Genomic DNA, 14454 nt, shown 5'->3' with positions numbered 1-14454 from the left:
TACGAAGGTTTTCCCATGACACAGCGCCTGCACCTTGTTTTTGGTGGTGAACTCATCAACCCCAGCACCAATGCTTTCAAGGATGTTGAAGACATCGACATCGTCGGGATGTTCCCTAACTACGAAGCCGCCTACAATGCGTGGAAATCGGCAGCGCAGCGCACCGTCGACAACGCCCATATGCGTTACTTTATTGCGCATATCCATCGGCTGCGGGACGAAGAAACCGAAGCCTCACCCACCGAAGAACTGGACAACTAGGACCGCGTCCAGGGGATAATCGCATGGCAAGATCCCTGCTGATCGCGGCCTATATGGCCAATCTGGGCGCATCGGATCGCTCTGCCAAACTTGCTGAACAACCCCCGCGTCCGCCCGGTACGATCATCTGGGCGCGTTGCAGCAACCCAGCTCAGCTGACTGCAATCGAAACGCTCGACCGTAAACTGGCCGAAGATGGTGACCCGGTTCATATCATCTCGACGCTGCGCAACTGGCGCCCGGAATTTGCAAAACGCGCCTTGCCCGAACCGCAGGGCAAGGACGCCATCCGCGCGTTTATTGCCCATTGGCAGCCCGCCATGGGTATCTGGGTGCGCGGAGAGCTTGACCCGATCCTCTTGGCCGAGATGCGAGGCGCGCGGATCAGCATGATCCTTGTGGATGCAACAAGTGAAGGGCTCGACCATGTGGCTGGCACTTGGGTCCCCGGTTCGATGCGGTCCATGCTGTCCCAGTTTGAGGCGGTGCTGGCTCTTGATCGCCAATCCGCAGAAGAACTGGTGCGCGCGGGCACCCCAAATGACAAGGTTCTGATAACGGGTGCCATGGAAGACTGCGGCCCTGCCCTGCCTTGCGACGAAGACGACCGACAGCAAACCGCCGAGGCGATTGGCACGCGCCCCGTCTGGCTGGCCGCTTCGGCCAATCTTGATGAAACCTCAGAGCTTTGTCAGGCCCATCTTGAGGCCAGCCGCCGGACCCATCGGCTTTTGCTGGTCGTGGTGCCGCAGAATCCGGTGATCGGCTACACCTTTGCTGAAGATATTCGTCAATTGGGCTTGCAGGTGGCTCGGAAATCCCAGGAACCCCAGCCAAACGAGGTCACACAAGTCTATGTGATCGACACAAGGGATGAACTTGGCATGTGGTATCGGATCGCGCCTATCACCTATATGGGTGGCAGCCTGAAGGGCGGCAAATGCCGTGACCCGTTTGAGGCAACGGCGCTTGGCTCTGCCGTGATCTACGGATCTAAGATTGCGCAGTATCAACAACGCGCTGCACGCCTGAACGCAGCCGGAGCCTCTGTTCTACTGCGCACGTCAAACGACCTTGGTCCGGCCGTAGAAAGCCTGCTGGCCCCTGACAAAGCCGCCGCATTGGCCCATGCGGCCTGGGATGTCACATCGCGCGGGGCCAACGTCACCAACCGGATCGCCGCATTTATCCAACTGCGGTTGGAAGAATTGGTGGTCTAGATGCGCGCCCCGCTTTTTTGGTTCACACCGTCAGACAAACCGGCCCTGATCGCACGGCTGCTTGCCCCTTTGGCCGCGCTTTATGCCGCCGGAACAGCCCAACGTTTGCGAAAACCCCCAAAGATCACCGCTGATGTGCCCGTCATCTGCATCGGCAACATCAACGCCGGCGGTACCGGCAAGACACCCACGACGATTGCGCTGATTGAGCGACTGAAGGAACGCGGGCGCATACCTCATGTGGTTTCGCGCGGGTACGGTGGCAGTGTTGAAGGACCGCTGCAGGTGGATGAACGGACCCACAAAGCCGACCAAACGGGCGATGAACCGCTGCTGCTTGCGGCCTTTGCGCCCACTTGGGTGGCCAAGGACCGCGCCGCAGGCGTGCAGGCCGCACAAAAGGCAGGGGCTGATGTTATCTTGCTCGACGATGGGTTCCAGAACCCTGACGTGGCAAAAGATCTTTCTATAGTGGTGGTTGATGCCACCCGTGGATTCGGCAATGGGCGGGTGATCCCGGCAGGACCGTTGCGCGAAAGGGTCGATGTTGGCCTTAAGCGCGCCGATCTGCTGCTGTCGATTGGCCCACCTACCATGCAGGATCGGTTTTTAGCGAATTGGCGCTTTGACACACCGCACTTGCAGGGGCATCTGGCGCCGCTGCCGACAGGCATGCCTTGGCGTGATCTGAACCTGCTTGCCTTCGCGGGGATCGGGCACCCAGAGAAGTTCTTTACCACCCTACGCGACATGGGCGCGAGATTGGTCCGCGCCGAAGCGCTGGGCGATCATCAACCGCTGACTGACGCCCTGATGAAACGGCTTGAGATCGAGGCTCTGGCGAGTAAGGCGCAACTGGTGACAACCGAAAAAGACGCCGTGCGCCTGCCCGACAGCTTTCGCGCCAAGGTGCTGACATTGCCGGTACGATTGCAACTGGTTGATTGGGGGCCGATTGACGATGCGTTTGACCGTCTTGGACTTTAGCGCAACAAATCCTGATCCTTGCCCAATCGTGGCGATGGCTCTTTCGGGCTGACATCCGCGTCTGAGAAACTGATCGGTAGGCGAACCGTTGGTACCCCATCCAGATCAACCTGCATGCCCCGATGGACGACCTGCGGGTCGGCAAAGGTTTCTGCCAAGTCATTGATCGGCCCGGCGGGCACGCCCTGCGCTTCGCAAGCCGCAAGCAGATCGGCCTTGACCCATGTCACTGTCCGCACGGTTAGCAAATCGTCCAAGGCGCGCCGGTTGGTCAAGCGCTGCGCATTGGTGACATAGTCAGGATGGCTGCTAAGTTCCGGCTCACCCAACAGCGCACAAAACTGCCGGAACTGCCCGTCATTCCCGCTTGCCACGATGATGTGCCCATCGGCGCAATCGAACACCTGATAAGGCACGATATTCGGGTGCGCATTGCCCAGCCGCTGCGGCGCGTTGCCTGTGGCTAGATAGTTCATCGCCTGATTGGTCATGACCGCCGTTGCGACATCCATCAGGGCCATATCGATATGCTGGCCGTTTCCGGTGGTCTGGCGCTGATGCACGGCGGCCAAAATACCTGTGCACGCGTAAATGCCGGTAAAAATGTCGGTGACCGCAACGCCCACCTTTTGCGGTTGGCCGTCTGGATCACCGGTCACAGACATCAACCCGGACATACCTTGGATAATATAGTCATAGCCCGCGCGTTTGGCATAGGGGCCGGTCTGGCCAAAGCCAGTGATTGAACAATAGATCAAACGCGGGTTGAGGTCTGCAAGGCTGGCATAGTCCAACCCGTATTTGACCAACCCACCCACTTTGAAATTCTCGATCAGGATATCAGCATCAGCGACCAGCTCACGCACCTGCGCCTGCCCTTCGGGCGTGCGGAAGTCGATGACAACGGATTTCTTGCCGCGATTGCAGCTATGGAAATAGGCGGCGGTGTCCTCGCCATCATGGCTGATAAAGGGCGGGCCCCATTGCCGGGTGTCATCGCCCTGTGGGCTTTCGACCTTGATGACCTCGGCACCAAGATCGGCCAATGTCTGACCAGCAAGCGGGCCCGCAAGGACCCGCGCCAGTTCAATCACTTTCAGGCCTGCAAGAGGCTGCATGCGGTGTCTTTCAGATTACGCCTCGGCCGGATCAGCCCAGTTTCTCGTCCAGAATAGCCGCAAATTCATCATAGGCCATGTTTGAATAGTTCTGCCCATCGATAAGAAAGCTAGGTGTTGACTGGATGCCATCACGCTCTGCGTTGTCCTGATACCAAGTGAACAGTGCCTCGGCTTTTGGACCATCGCTGAGACAGGCGTCAAGGGTCGCATCATCAAGACCTGCGGTCTTGGCCAAGCGGCGCAATTCTTCGACAATCGTACCCGGATCGCCCGAGGCCAGCCAGTTGCGCTGCTCCTCATAAAGCAGATTGGAGAAGGCAAAGAAGAAGTCTTTGTTGTCGCTGCAGCGCGCAATCATCGAGGCCCAAAGGCCGGGCCGGTCAAAATAGACCTCACGATAGACAAAACGGATACGGCCAGTGTCGATATAGTTTTCTTTCAACGCCTTATACTGATTGGCATGGAAGGACGCACAATGCGGGCAGGTAAACGAGGCGTATTCAATCACCTCAACCGGGGCATCTGGGCTGCCCTCCATCATCTCGATGACTTCGGGCAAGGCACCGTCGGCACTTTGCGCATGGGCCGCGCCGGGCAGCAGGCCTGTTTCTGGGTCAGGCCGCGTCAGGGTCCAACCGGCACCAAGGGCCACAAGAGCGCCGCCACCTGCGGCCAAAAGAGTTCTGCGTTTCATGTCTACCTCTGATCAGGATTTCTGTTTTGTCAGGACGTTTGCACCCAACGCGGCAAGTGCTGCGCGCAGGTCATCGTTTTCTACATTCGAAGATAGGGTCTCTGCCGCCAATTGCACGGCCGGGTCGGGCTTTTTCGCCGACTTGGGCGCAGGTGCAAAGGCAACGCGCCCCTCTGCGAATCCCGTAGGTGCGGTTTGCGTGATCCGCACGCGCGATATGGCGCTGTAGCCATAGCAGGCATTCACCTTCTCGCGAATTTGTTCCTTTTGCATTTCCAACATCGGAGCCTGCGCCCCGGTGGTCAGCAAAGTCAGCGTCGCACCCATCCCACCCTTGCCATAGCTGACGTTCACGGGTGTTGCGGTTTGGGCAATTGCTTCGCCCACCACCTCTGTCCAATGGGTCAACAGCCGGGTCACCGCAAAGCCCCGCTGTTCGCTGGCTTTGCGAATCCGGGTTTGCATCAGGCTCGCTGCGCGGGAAAATCCGCGCGTGGTGCTGGTGTGACGTGGCGCTTTCATATCTAAGCCCTATCCTAGTGCAGGGGCGCGGCCAAGTCTGTGCGACCAGTTGATACAAGGGATAAACATTGCGTGACCTCTCATCAGTGCTTTTGGCGTGGTACGACGTGCATGCACGCGAGATGCCGTGGCGCGTTGGTCCGGCGGACCGCATGGCAGGTAGGCAACCCGATCCTTATGCCGTCTGGATGTCCGAGATCATGTTGCAGCAGACCACAGTTGCGGCGGTGCGCGATTATCATCGCAAGTTTCTGTTACTCTGGCCCTCGGTTGGTGATCTGGCCGCAGCAGAGGATGCCGATGTCATGGCCGCTTGGGCCGGGCTTGGGTACTACGCCCGCGCGCGCAACCTGTTAAAATGTGCCCGCGTCATTGTCGGCGACCATGGTGGGGTTTTTCCTGATACTTACGACGCGCTTCTCAAGCTGCCCGGCATTGGCCCCTATACCGCCGCTGCGGTTGCCGCGATTGCTTTTGACCGGGCCGAAACCGTGGTGGATGGCAATGTCGAACGTGTCATGGCACGGCTGCACGACATTCACGATCCCTTGCCGGGATCAAAGGGAAAGCTGACACAGCATGCGCAAGCGTTAACCCCGCCAAAACGGCCCGGCGACTATGCACAAGCCGTAATGGATCTTGGTGCCACGATCTGCACACCGCGCAACCCGGCCTGCGGCATCTGCCCTTGGCGTGATCCCTGTGCGGCACGGCAGGCAGGCACGGCTGCTGAACTGCCCAAGAAAACACCCAAGAAGAAAACACCAACACGATTTGGCATCGCCTATGTCGCCCTGCGCGAGGACGGGGCATGGTTGTTGGAGACTCGTCCAGAAAGCGGGTTGCTGGGCGGTATGCTTGGGTGGCCCGGCTCAGACTGGGGTGATGATCCAACGCCCAATCCGCCACTCAATGCCGATTGGAAAGCGCTGGACGAAGAAGCCCGCCACACCTTCACCCATTTCCATTTGCGCTTGAAAATCATGATCGCGCGGGTTGATATGCGTGCCGCGCCGGCGCGGGGCCAGTTCCTGCCGCCCAGCGCTTTCAGCCCTACCGCCTTGCCCACGGCCATGCGCAAGGTCTTTGATTTATCCCATGTGACGTTACGCGACGTTTGAGATGCAGGGCGGCATTTCATAGACTCCGCCTAACTGTGAGGAAATACTGCAATGACCACCATACCCGCCACCCCAAAGATCGCCCAGCTGACCACGGCCTTGCCGTTCTGGCTGTCGCTGGCATTGGTGCCTTTGGCGATTTTCGCGGCGGTGCAAGGGGGCTGGGCGATTGCTCTTTTGCCTCTATCGACATGGTATCTGTTCACTGGGCTGGACTACGTCGTGGGCAAGAACACCGAAAATCCCGATCTGGATACACCCGAAGAAAAACTGCAATGGTATCGGTTGAACACCTTGCTTTGGACACCTGTGCAACTGATCACGATCTTTGGGATCATGGTCTATGTGGTGCGCACCGACCATCTGCATTGGTTCGAGGAATGGGCTCTGTTTGCAGCCCTTGGCGTTTTGTCGGGTACGGTTGGGATCGTCTACGCGCATGAGTTGATGCACCAAAAGCCCAAGTCGGAACGCTGGATGGCTGACATCTTGCTCGCCTCGGTGCTCTATTCACATTTCCGGTCAGAGCACCTCTTGGTGCATCATCGCTACATTGGGACACCGCGTGATCCGGTGACCGCACGCTATGGAGAGAGCTTTTACCGCTTCTTTCCGCGGGTGCTTTACCAATCACTCGTGTCATCGTTCAAAGCCGAGAAAGGCATGTTGGCACGCAAGAAACTGCCGTGGATGCATCTCTCGAACCCCTTTTGGCTCTATCTCGGATTGCAAGCAGGGTTCGTCCTGCTGGCATGGCTGATCGGAGGCGGCTGGGGTGTGTTCCTGTTCACCGTTCAGGCGTTCTGGGCGGTGTTCCAGTTGGAGCTGGTGGACTATGTCGAACACTACGGGCTGACGCGTAAGCACCTAGGCGATGGTAAATACGAACATGTGCTGCCACGCCATTCGTGGAATGCAACGCAGCAGGCATCAAACTGGCTGCTGATCAATTTGCAGCGGCATTCGGACCACCACTATAAACCCAACCGACGTTTCCCATTGTTGCAGACCTATGACGAGGACGAGGCGCCGCAGCTGCCATATGGCTATCCGCTGATGACAATGACGGCGCTGGTGCCAACGGCATGGCGGAAGATGATGAACCCAAGGGTGAAGGACTGGCGCGCGCGGTACTACCCAGAGATCGAGGATTGGGAGCCGTATAAAACGGCGAGCAATCCTATGCCGCGGTAGGTTACAGGCCGCTATGCGGACGTTGGAAGGTGATTGCACAGCGTCCGCTCCAAGCAGAGACCCCAACTTTATACATATTCAGTCAGCGACAGGATATTGCCGCTCGGGTCTTTGAACCATGCAATTTTGTTGCCATCTGGTGTTGTCCAGACACCAAGCGCATCTTGGTCAAGTTGGCCGAAGCGCTGAAATTGTACTCCTTCGGAGGCCAACACACTAATTTCAACAGCGATGTTTGTGACTTGCCATCCGTGAACCGTGTAGCTGGCAGGTTCAAGTTCTGAAACGATCTGTACACGAAGCACATGAGACCTATCGCAAAATACAAGCGCAAACGGCGTGGCTTCTCTCAGTTCAAGACCGATAACATCAGAGTAAAAGTTTTTCGCAGCCTCTGGTTTGTCGGTTGCGATGAATGAAACAGGTTGTCGAGAATTTTCCATATCCTCAACTTAGCAGACATTCATTCAGCACGCAGCATCACGCAAGTCGGGCTCAACCCAGAAACCCAACAAAAAACCCCGCCATCACATGGGATGGCGGGGATAAAGTTAGTGCTCGCGGACCTTCCACCATTGGAGAGGCTTGCCGCAGGCACCGGCGGTATCAACTTTGGTGAAGCCGTCACTTGATCTTGAATGGAACCGTGTTTCGCTGCCTTTTGCCGGGCGTTGCCCGTCTGTGAACGCGAAACCCTGTGCAGGTTCTATTCCTGAAAGATCAAATGACGTTAATGCTTCGCCATCTCTGAGCGGATCTGCTGGCGTAGCAGATCAATGGGCACCTTTTGCCCGTCGCGTTTAAACTGCCAATAGGTCCAGCCGTTACAGCTTGGCGCACCTTCAAGGTGGGCCCCGACCTGGTGGATTGATCCTTTGATGTCGTCACCGATCAACGTGCCATCGGCACGGACCTTTGCTTTGTGACGGCCGTTCATGCTCCACAGTTCTTCACCGGGGCGCAGCATGCCGCGCTCGACCAGTACACCAAACGCCACACGGGGTTCGGCGCGTTTGGAGGTGGACACCTGCAAGGCTTCGTTGTCGAACTTGCGGGTGTTCTTGATGCGCTTCTCGGCAACCTTGCGGTAGGCCTCTTCGCGTTCGATCCCGATGAAATCGCGGCCCAGCATTTTTGCAACCGCGCCCGTGGTGCCAGTCCCGAAGAAGGGGTCAAGGACCACATCGCCGGGGTTAGTGGTGGCAACCAGGACGCGGTGCAAGAGGGACTGCGGTTTTTGCGTGGGATGCGCCTTTTCGCCTTCGTCATTCTTCAGCCGCTCGTGACCGGTGCAGATGGGAAGAACCCAGTCCGACCGCATCTGCACGCCCTCGTTGAGGGCTTTGAGAGCTTCGTAATTGAAGGTGTACTTGCTGGCTTCTTCTTTTGAAGCCCAAATGAGTGTTTCGTGGGCGTTGGTCAGGCGTTTGCCCCGAAAGTTTGGCATCGGGTTGGATTTGCGCCAGACCACATCGTTAAGAATCCAGAACCCTTGATTCTGCAGCTCAGCGCCCATGCGGAATACGTTGTGGTAGCTGCCAATGACCCAGATCGCGCCGTTTGGTTTCAGCAGACGACGGGCCGCGGCAAGCCATTCTTTCGTGAACTTGTCATAGACCTTAAAGCTATCGAACTGGTCCCATGCGTCATCCACGGCATCAACCTTGGAATTGTCTGGACGATGCAGATCACCCTTCAATTGCAGGTTATACGGGGGATCAGCAAAGATCAGGTCAACAGAGCCCGCAGGCAGGCTGTTCATCACATCGATGCAATCGCCATCGACAATCGTATTAAGAGGGAGCTTTGCAGCCCCTTTTGCTTTGGTCTTCGTCGTCATCACTTGCCTCATAGCCCCGGCGGGTGGTCCCGCTCTTTGGTTGAGCCCAATGTGATTCAGTCGCGAATCCATGTCAAAAGCATTATTAATTCAATCACTTAGGTTTTCAGCTTGATACAAGATGTTGTGTATCGGTTTGAACGAGCGCCTATGGTGCGGAGTCACGCCAAACTGCTCTAGCCCCAATTTATGCTGGGCCGTCGGGTATCCGGCGTTCTTTTCCCAGCCATAGTGGGGGTGCTGTTGCGCCAATGTCACCATGTGGCGGTCGCGCCACACCTTGGCCACGATAGAGGCCGCAGCGATGCTCAAACTGCGCGCATCGCCCTTGATGATCGTCTCGCTGGACAGCGCCAAATCACGGGGCACCATGTTGCCATCGATGAGGGCATAGTCGGCCTGCTGTGACAGACCAGACACAGCGCGCACCATCGCAATATGCGAGGCGCGCAGGATGTTGTGGGTATCAATCTCGGCAACCGTCGCCTCGGCGATGGACACATCGGCCACTTGCAGCAATGTATTATAAAGCGCGTCACGCCGCTTTGCCGTCAGTTTCTTACTGTCGTTCAAACCATCGGGGATTTGGTCAGGGTCAAGGATCACCGCGGCAGCAACAACTGGCCCGGCCAAGGGGCCGCGCCCAACCTCATCCACGCCTGCGACAAGGGCAAAGCCACGCTGTTGCGCTGCCTCTTCGAAACTAAAGTCAGGTTTTGTCATGCGGTCAGTCACCAGATGCGCCCGGTGACTGCAAGGAAAAAGGGGCAGAGAGCCATGTCCAATCTCTCTGCCCGTGTGGGTGTCATGATCTGTCACGCATCACACTGCGCAGTTGTCACAAGATCAAACACCCAAGGTGGCGCGGTAACCGGGGCGTTGGAACCGCGCTACTGCTCAACACCTTAGTGGCGCCGATCAGATCGATAGCCCTGCTCGCGCAGGCAAAGCGGGTCAAAGCCGCGGCGCGGGCCGTCGTCAGTGTAGACCCGCACGGCACAACGCGCGGGCAAGCTGTTCACATGGTGGTAGTTCCGTTCAAGGCAGCGTTGGGCAAACATGCGTTGCGTGCCAAACCGGGTATCGACGCCGCGCAGACAACGGTTGGGCAACGTGTATCGCCCGTTATCATTGCGGTGTTCGCGGTTCAGATCGGACCAGCTGCGATTGGGGTCAATACCGCGCTGCACCGTTTCTGCCTCGCGCTCACTACGGCGCTCGCGGCGGTCACGATTATCAAGTGCCGCCCCAAGGATGGCAATGGCCGCCAGGCCAAACAACAGCTTGCCCGCATCTTCGCGGTCGAGCCCGTTTGCTTGCAGCGGCGATGCGGTGGCAAGGGTCAGCGACAGGGCAGTTATCCCGGCGATCATTGGCTTGAACATTGGCGTATCCTTTCGGTTCACGTGCCTTGGTAAGGCGATGAACCAAATTTGGAGCCATTCCGTCCTGCCAAACAATAACGGGGGATGGTTATGCGATTGCCATCGCGATAACATGACGCGTTATTGAATATCAGGACCGGCTCGGATCAGGTGAGCACATGAAACAACTTTCTCTCTCATTCATGGCTCTGATGTTGAGCACCACAGTTCTGCAAGCCGCCTGCTATGCAGACTATAAGGCCAAGCAGGACAACCCGTTGCGGCTCCATTATGGAGTGGCAGAGGTTGATGGTGACTGTTCTGTCGGATCGGCCGAAACCCAACTGGGCGACCGTTTGGCTGGGAACGGCTGGCAGCTATTGAATGTGCTGGGCGTCTTTGATGATGCCGGGCTGGATGAAAGAAAGGACAGCGCAGGTGAGTACTTCCTCCGCTTCTGAGACACGCGAAATCGGCAACCGGATCGTCGTCGCAGGCATTGTGGCGATTGTCCTGATCTTGACGATTGCGGCTGTCCTGCTTTTTATCAATCTGCCAGATGCCAATGCGTTCAACGCGCGGGTTGAACAGTTGTTCGTGGAAAACGACAACCTGACCAGCAACGCTGAAATCAAATTGCTAGAGATTTTGGCCGGGTCTGGCACGGCATTCTCTGACACGCTCGCGTCTTACCGCTTTGTTATCTTTGTGCTGCTGATCTTTGCGACGGCCCTTTTGATTGCTGCGGTGGCCTTCCTTGTGATGCTGATCGCGCTCAATCGGCGCATGGGCCGGATTGAGCGGCAGGGGATCGAGGTAAACTCACTCACCATCAGCCGCGACCAAAAGGCCGTTTACCTTAACGATTTTGAATTCAAGCTGACTGATGCAGCTATTGAAACGCTATCCGTTCTGGCCGAAGCACGCATGGATGATGAGGTGCTGACCGGTGCGGAAATTGAGGGCGTCATTTCGGGACGCAATGCCGCCGATTGTGACGAGGCCGCAGGGGCCACACGAATCAAACGCCTACGCGATACGCTCGGCAATCAGATGATGAGCGAACTTCTGGTCAAAAACATTGCCCGAAAAGGTTACGTTTTGTCGATCGACAAAGACGTCATTCGGATGATCTAGCTATTTGCGCCGGAGCGTTTCGCCAACCGCCAGCGTCGGTGACAGGGTAACAACAGGACCCTCTGGCACCTCTTGCCCACTGTTAAGAGCAGCCACAATCTCTGCAGCCTTGACCCCGATATCACGGCGGCAAGCGTCCATGGTTGCCAACTGACGAGGCAGACCATCCAGCAGCTCGACCCCATTGAAACCAGCGATCCCGATCTTGCCGGGCACATCAATGCCCTGTTCGAGCAGATACAGCAGGCCGCCCGCCCCAATCATGTCGTTCGAGTAGTATAGGAAATCGAGGTCCGGCGTCCGCGCCATCATCTTTTCGGTCATCTCGCGGCCTTTGGCCAAGGCCGATCCGCCAGAATAGAATTCCTGATCGGCAATCTCGATCCCCGATTTGGCAAGCGTGCGAGTGAACCCCTCGAAACGCTTACGGGCGCGGTGGTCCAGCGGCATCTTCGTGCCCATAAAGCCGATCCGCTTGTAACCTTGCGCAATGATCGCCTCGGCCATCTTGCGGCCTGCGCGCCGATGCGAAATGCCGACACAGTGATCAACAGGTTCGCCATCGACATCCATGATTTCGACAACAGGAATACCGGCTTGCTGCAGCATGGCTGCTGACGCTTCGGAGTGTTCCAATCCTGCTATGATCACCCCGGACGGACGCCAAGACAGCATCTCGAACAGGACTTTCTCTTCTTTCTCAGGCAGATAATCCGTCACACCGACGACAGGCTGCAGCTCTGTGCCTTCCAGCGTCTCGGAAATACCCGAAAGGACCTCTGGGAAAACCATGTTGCCCAACGATGGAATGATCACCGCAACGAGATTGACCCGCTGCGACGCCAAAGCCCCCGCGATCTTATTGGGCACATATCCCAACTTCTTGGCAGCATCCTGCACCTTCTGGCGGGTAGCGGCACTGACGTCGCCCTTGTTGCGCAGCACACGGCTGACCGTCATTTCGCTCACACCGGATGCTTCGGACACATCACGCAGGGTCAGCGGGCGTTTGGAGGAATTTGTCAAATGGGTCGTCCTGCTAAGTCTAAACCCATTGTTAAACAGCATCGCACACAAATGCCAGATGATCCGCGCCGTTGACCAAATTGGCAAAGGCAGGCATTCAACATTTGACGGCCCCGTGGCTCAACTGGATAGAGCAGCCCCCTCCTAAGGGGCAGGTTGCAGGTTCGAATCCTGCCGGGGTCACCAGCACTTTTTCAAGCATTTGATTCTCCTGTCTTTTTTGGTTGAGTTGGAACTTTGGCCGCAGAAGTTGGAACTTTTTGTTCCGCTTCCGTGCTGCTGAGCACCTTTCTTTTGTTGAGGCCGCGAATATAGCGTTCGATCTCTGAGAGGCTTTCATGGCCGGTCCATGCGCCAATTTGAACTGAGTTCCCGCCTGCTTCTGCTAAGGCCCTGGACCGGCTTTTCCGCAATCCGTGTGCAGACCGGCCTTGGATGCCAGCGGCCCGCGCCTTGGCTGAAAACCACTGTCCGGCAGCCTTCACGCTTCGCGAGGTCCCAAAGGCAGTTGTGATCCAGGTAATGTTTGTCCGACCGTGCATCCAACGCCGCGCGAAGGTACCGAAGATCGCTCTGCATGCCTGAAGCGAAATCTGGTAGAGGACGGCTAAATGGAATTGCGACCTCGCCGCCAGTTTTCTGCTGATTGAACACCAGCCACCCTTCGTGATCGACGTTGCCCTGGCCAAGTCTAAAGGCGTCCGAAATTCGGGCCCCAGTGAAGTAAATGACCTCAAACGCAAGACGCTCTGGTGTCCCTAGAGGCCAGAATGCACGGAATGCCTCGATTTGGTCGTCAGCCCAAGGCTGGTGGCCATTTGATTTTGGGACCGATGATTTTCTCACGTTCTCGGCAGGGTCATCAATCTTGTACATATCTTTGAGCCACTTGCCAAATGCACGCCAAACCTTGGGGCGATTGTTTCTTGCATGCCCGGAGAATTCCCTAAGCGCTGACTCCACATGCTTGGTTCGGAGATCTCGAACCAACCCTCTTCCATGGTTCTGGTGAATTTCATCCAGCATTCGACGTCGGGAGGAACGAGTTTCAGGAGAGAGAGCCGCAAAGCTGTCGGAGGCCAAATATCGGGGGACAGCTAAAGCGAGACTGCCTGGTCTTGGTCTAGGACTGTTAGGTGCCTCGCCTCCTGAGGCTGCGTTGTATGCATCAAGAAAACGCTGATCATCGGGAGGCAGATCGGGCATAGGAATGCCTTTCTGACCCTTGGGGCGGTAGTAGAAGCGAACGTTGCCGCTCGGAAACCGACCGGGCGCATTGAGGTGTTTCAACATTACGTACAACCAAATGCCTCATCACAGGTGTTTGTTTCAGTCCAGGCTTGCCCACCAATTGTCGGGAGTTCGGCCAGTGCGGTATCGAGTTCCCAGCGAAGCCAAAGCACAACGCCATCGGCATCACGACCGGGTGGATAAGTGCCGCTTCTGACAAGCTTATCAAAATGACCAGGGGAATGCCCACAATACCGTGCTGCCTCAACGCGCGCGCTTGCCTTTGCCACATCCAAGACAGCCTTTTTTACAACCCGCCGCTTCTCAAGCTCGAAGGCGCGGCGCTCCTGTTCCAGTTCGGCCCTTGAGGCTTCCACTTGAACGGTCTGAGCAGCGAGCTCCTCACGCGCCTTCTGTTGCAGTTGCCGGGCTTCGCTGCGTGCATCGTCGACCACCTCGCGAGCGCGGCGTAATGATCTTTTCTTAGCGTCCTCAGCATCTTTCTGCGCCTGATCCACTAAAGCCAGTTTGTTGGCCAGCTCCTCAGCCTTCCGACCAACCGAATCTTCCAAACTTTCTTCCGCACCCGCAATGCGTTCTACCCTGTCCTGCATGTCGCTGTGCAATTTTGCATCGCGGCGCGCCTGATCTTTGCGGGCTTTCCATTGGGCGCGGGACAGCCGCTCCCTTTTGGGTCCAACCCTCGTAAGCCCAGTAGGTATGCTGACGTTTTCATA

At 57.0% G+C, this 14454-nt stretch carries 17 protein-coding genes and 1 tRNA gene; 8 read left to right on the top strand and 10 right to left on the bottom strand.

The window, feature by feature from the left end:
• Nucleotides 1-15: 15 nt before the first annotated feature.
• From DHN10_RS06525 to lpxK, 3 genes are read left to right on the top strand one after another with little or no spacing between them, the layout of a single operon-like run.
• The gene (locus DHN10_RS06525; RefSeq protein ID WP_108814402.1) at nt 16-261 is read left to right on the top strand and encodes a DUF4170 domain-containing protein; all 246 of its coding nucleotides are present in this window, start codon (nt 16-18) and stop codon (nt 259-261) included.
• A gap of 23 nt (nt 262-284) precedes the next feature.
• The gene (locus DHN10_RS06520; protein WP_108814401.1) at nt 285-1481 is read left to right on the top strand and encodes a 3-deoxy-D-manno-octulosonic acid transferase; all 1197 of its coding nucleotides are present in this window, start codon (nt 285-287) and stop codon (nt 1479-1481) included.
• Entirely contained in the window at nt 1482-2468 is a 987-nt protein-coding gene (lpxK, locus tag DHN10_RS06515; RefSeq protein ID WP_108814400.1) for a tetraacyldisaccharide 4'-kinase, read from the top strand.
• Here lpxK and DHN10_RS06510 read toward each other — a convergent pair.
• From DHN10_RS06510 to DHN10_RS06500, 3 genes are read right to left on the bottom strand one after another with little or no spacing between them, the layout of a single operon-like run.
• Nucleotides 2465-3586 carry a CaiB/BaiF CoA transferase family protein gene (locus tag DHN10_RS06510; RefSeq protein ID WP_108814399.1) on the bottom strand — a complete coding sequence of 374 codons (1122 nt, stop codon included), beginning with the start codon at nt 3584-3586 and terminating at the stop codon, nt 2465-2467. The two genes, lpxK and DHN10_RS06510, sit on opposite strands and share 4 nt — an antisense overlap.
• Before the next feature lie 31 nt (nt 3587-3617).
• Nucleotides 3618-4283 carry a DsbA family protein gene (locus DHN10_RS06505; protein ID WP_108814398.1) on the bottom strand — a complete coding sequence of 222 codons (666 nt, stop codon included), beginning with the start codon at nt 4281-4283 and terminating at the stop codon, nt 3618-3620.
• 12 nt (nt 4284-4295) lie between these two features.
• Nucleotides 4296-4805 carry a DUF721 domain-containing protein gene (locus DHN10_RS06500; protein WP_108814397.1) on the bottom strand — a complete coding sequence of 170 codons (510 nt, stop codon included), beginning with the start codon at nt 4803-4805 and terminating at the stop codon, nt 4296-4298.
• Between the two features lie 122 nt (nt 4806-4927).
• Here DHN10_RS06500 and DHN10_RS06495 point away from each other — a divergent pair, with 122 nt between their 5' ends.
• Both DHN10_RS06495 and DHN10_RS06490 read left to right on the top strand, forming a co-directional pair.
• On the top strand, nt 4928-5926 hold the full coding sequence (locus DHN10_RS06495; RefSeq protein WP_108814549.1) for an A/G-specific adenine glycosylase: 999 nt from the start codon (nt 4928-4930) through the stop codon (nt 5924-5926).
• Between the two features lie 51 nt (nt 5927-5977).
• Nucleotides 5978-7120: an alkane 1-monooxygenase gene (locus DHN10_RS06490; protein WP_108814396.1), complete on the top strand. Its 1143-nt coding sequence runs from the start codon at nt 5978-5980 to the stop codon at nt 7118-7120.
• Nucleotides 7121-7188: 68 nt separating this feature from the next.
• Here the strand turns inward: DHN10_RS06490 and DHN10_RS06485 are convergent, their stop codons facing one another.
• The 4 genes from DHN10_RS06485 to DHN10_RS06470 form a co-directional block, all read right to left on the bottom strand.
• Nucleotides 7189-7563, bottom strand: coding sequence for a VOC family protein (locus tag DHN10_RS06485; RefSeq protein WP_108814395.1), 375 nt, complete (start codon nt 7561-7563; stop codon nt 7189-7191).
• 287 nt (nt 7564-7850) lie between these two features.
• Nucleotides 7851-8960, bottom strand: a complete 1110-nt coding sequence (locus DHN10_RS06480; RefSeq protein WP_108814394.1) for a site-specific DNA-methyltransferase — start codon at nt 8958-8960, stop codon at nt 7851-7853.
• Nucleotides 8961-9050: 90 nt separating this feature from the next.
• The gene (locus tag DHN10_RS06475; RefSeq protein WP_108814393.1) at nt 9051-9683 is read right to left on the bottom strand and encodes a ribonuclease HII; all 633 of its coding nucleotides are present in this window, start codon (nt 9681-9683) and stop codon (nt 9051-9053) included.
• 182 nt (nt 9684-9865) lie between these two features.
• Complete coding sequence (locus DHN10_RS06470; protein WP_108814392.1) at nt 9866-10345, bottom strand: hypothetical protein; 480 nt, start codon at nt 10343-10345, stop codon at nt 9866-9868.
• 158 nt (nt 10346-10503) lie between these two features.
• Between DHN10_RS06470 and DHN10_RS06465 the strand changes: the two genes are divergently transcribed.
• A complete protein-coding gene (locus tag DHN10_RS06465) occupies nt 10504-10785 on the top strand; it encodes a hypothetical protein (RefSeq protein ID WP_108814391.1) in 282 nt (93 codons plus the stop codon).
• The gene (locus DHN10_RS06460) at nt 10742-11461 is read left to right on the top strand and encodes a winged helix-turn-helix domain-containing protein (RefSeq protein WP_199910639.1); all 720 of its coding nucleotides are present in this window, start codon (nt 10742-10744) and stop codon (nt 11459-11461) included. Before DHN10_RS06465 ends, DHN10_RS06460 begins: the two co-directional genes overlap by 44 nt.
• On the opposite strand, the gene DHN10_RS06455 is transcribed toward DHN10_RS06460, so the two are convergent.
• Entirely contained in the window at nt 11462-12529 is a 1068-nt protein-coding gene (locus DHN10_RS06455; RefSeq protein ID WP_234417069.1) for a LacI family DNA-binding transcriptional regulator, read from the bottom strand.
• Nucleotides 12530-12596: 67 nt separating this feature from the next.
• Between DHN10_RS06455 and DHN10_RS06450 the strand changes: the two genes are divergently transcribed.
• Nucleotides 12597-12673: transfer RNA gene (locus DHN10_RS06450), tRNA-Arg, on the top strand.
• Between the two features lie 150 nt (nt 12674-12823).
• Here the strand turns inward: DHN10_RS06450 and DHN10_RS19680 are convergent.
• Together DHN10_RS19680 and DHN10_RS06440 are read right to left on the bottom strand one after the other, a co-directional pair.
• On the bottom strand, nt 12824-13513 hold the full coding sequence (locus DHN10_RS19680; protein ID WP_159086940.1) for a hypothetical protein: 690 nt from the start codon (nt 13511-13513) through the stop codon (nt 12824-12826).
• Between the two features lie 266 nt (nt 13514-13779).
• A complete protein-coding gene (locus DHN10_RS06440; RefSeq protein WP_108814389.1) occupies nt 13780-14331 on the bottom strand; it encodes a hypothetical protein in 552 nt (183 codons plus the stop codon).
• Nucleotides 14332-14454 lie beyond the last annotated feature (123 nt).

Origin of the sequence: Loktanella sp. Alg231-35, from assembly GCF_900143545.1 — a bacterium.
Lineage (GTDB): Bacteria > Pseudomonadota > Alphaproteobacteria > Rhodobacterales > Rhodobacteraceae > Yoonia.
Note: the sequence above shows the minus strand (reverse complement) of the source record. Positions and strands in the feature narration are given on the sequence as shown.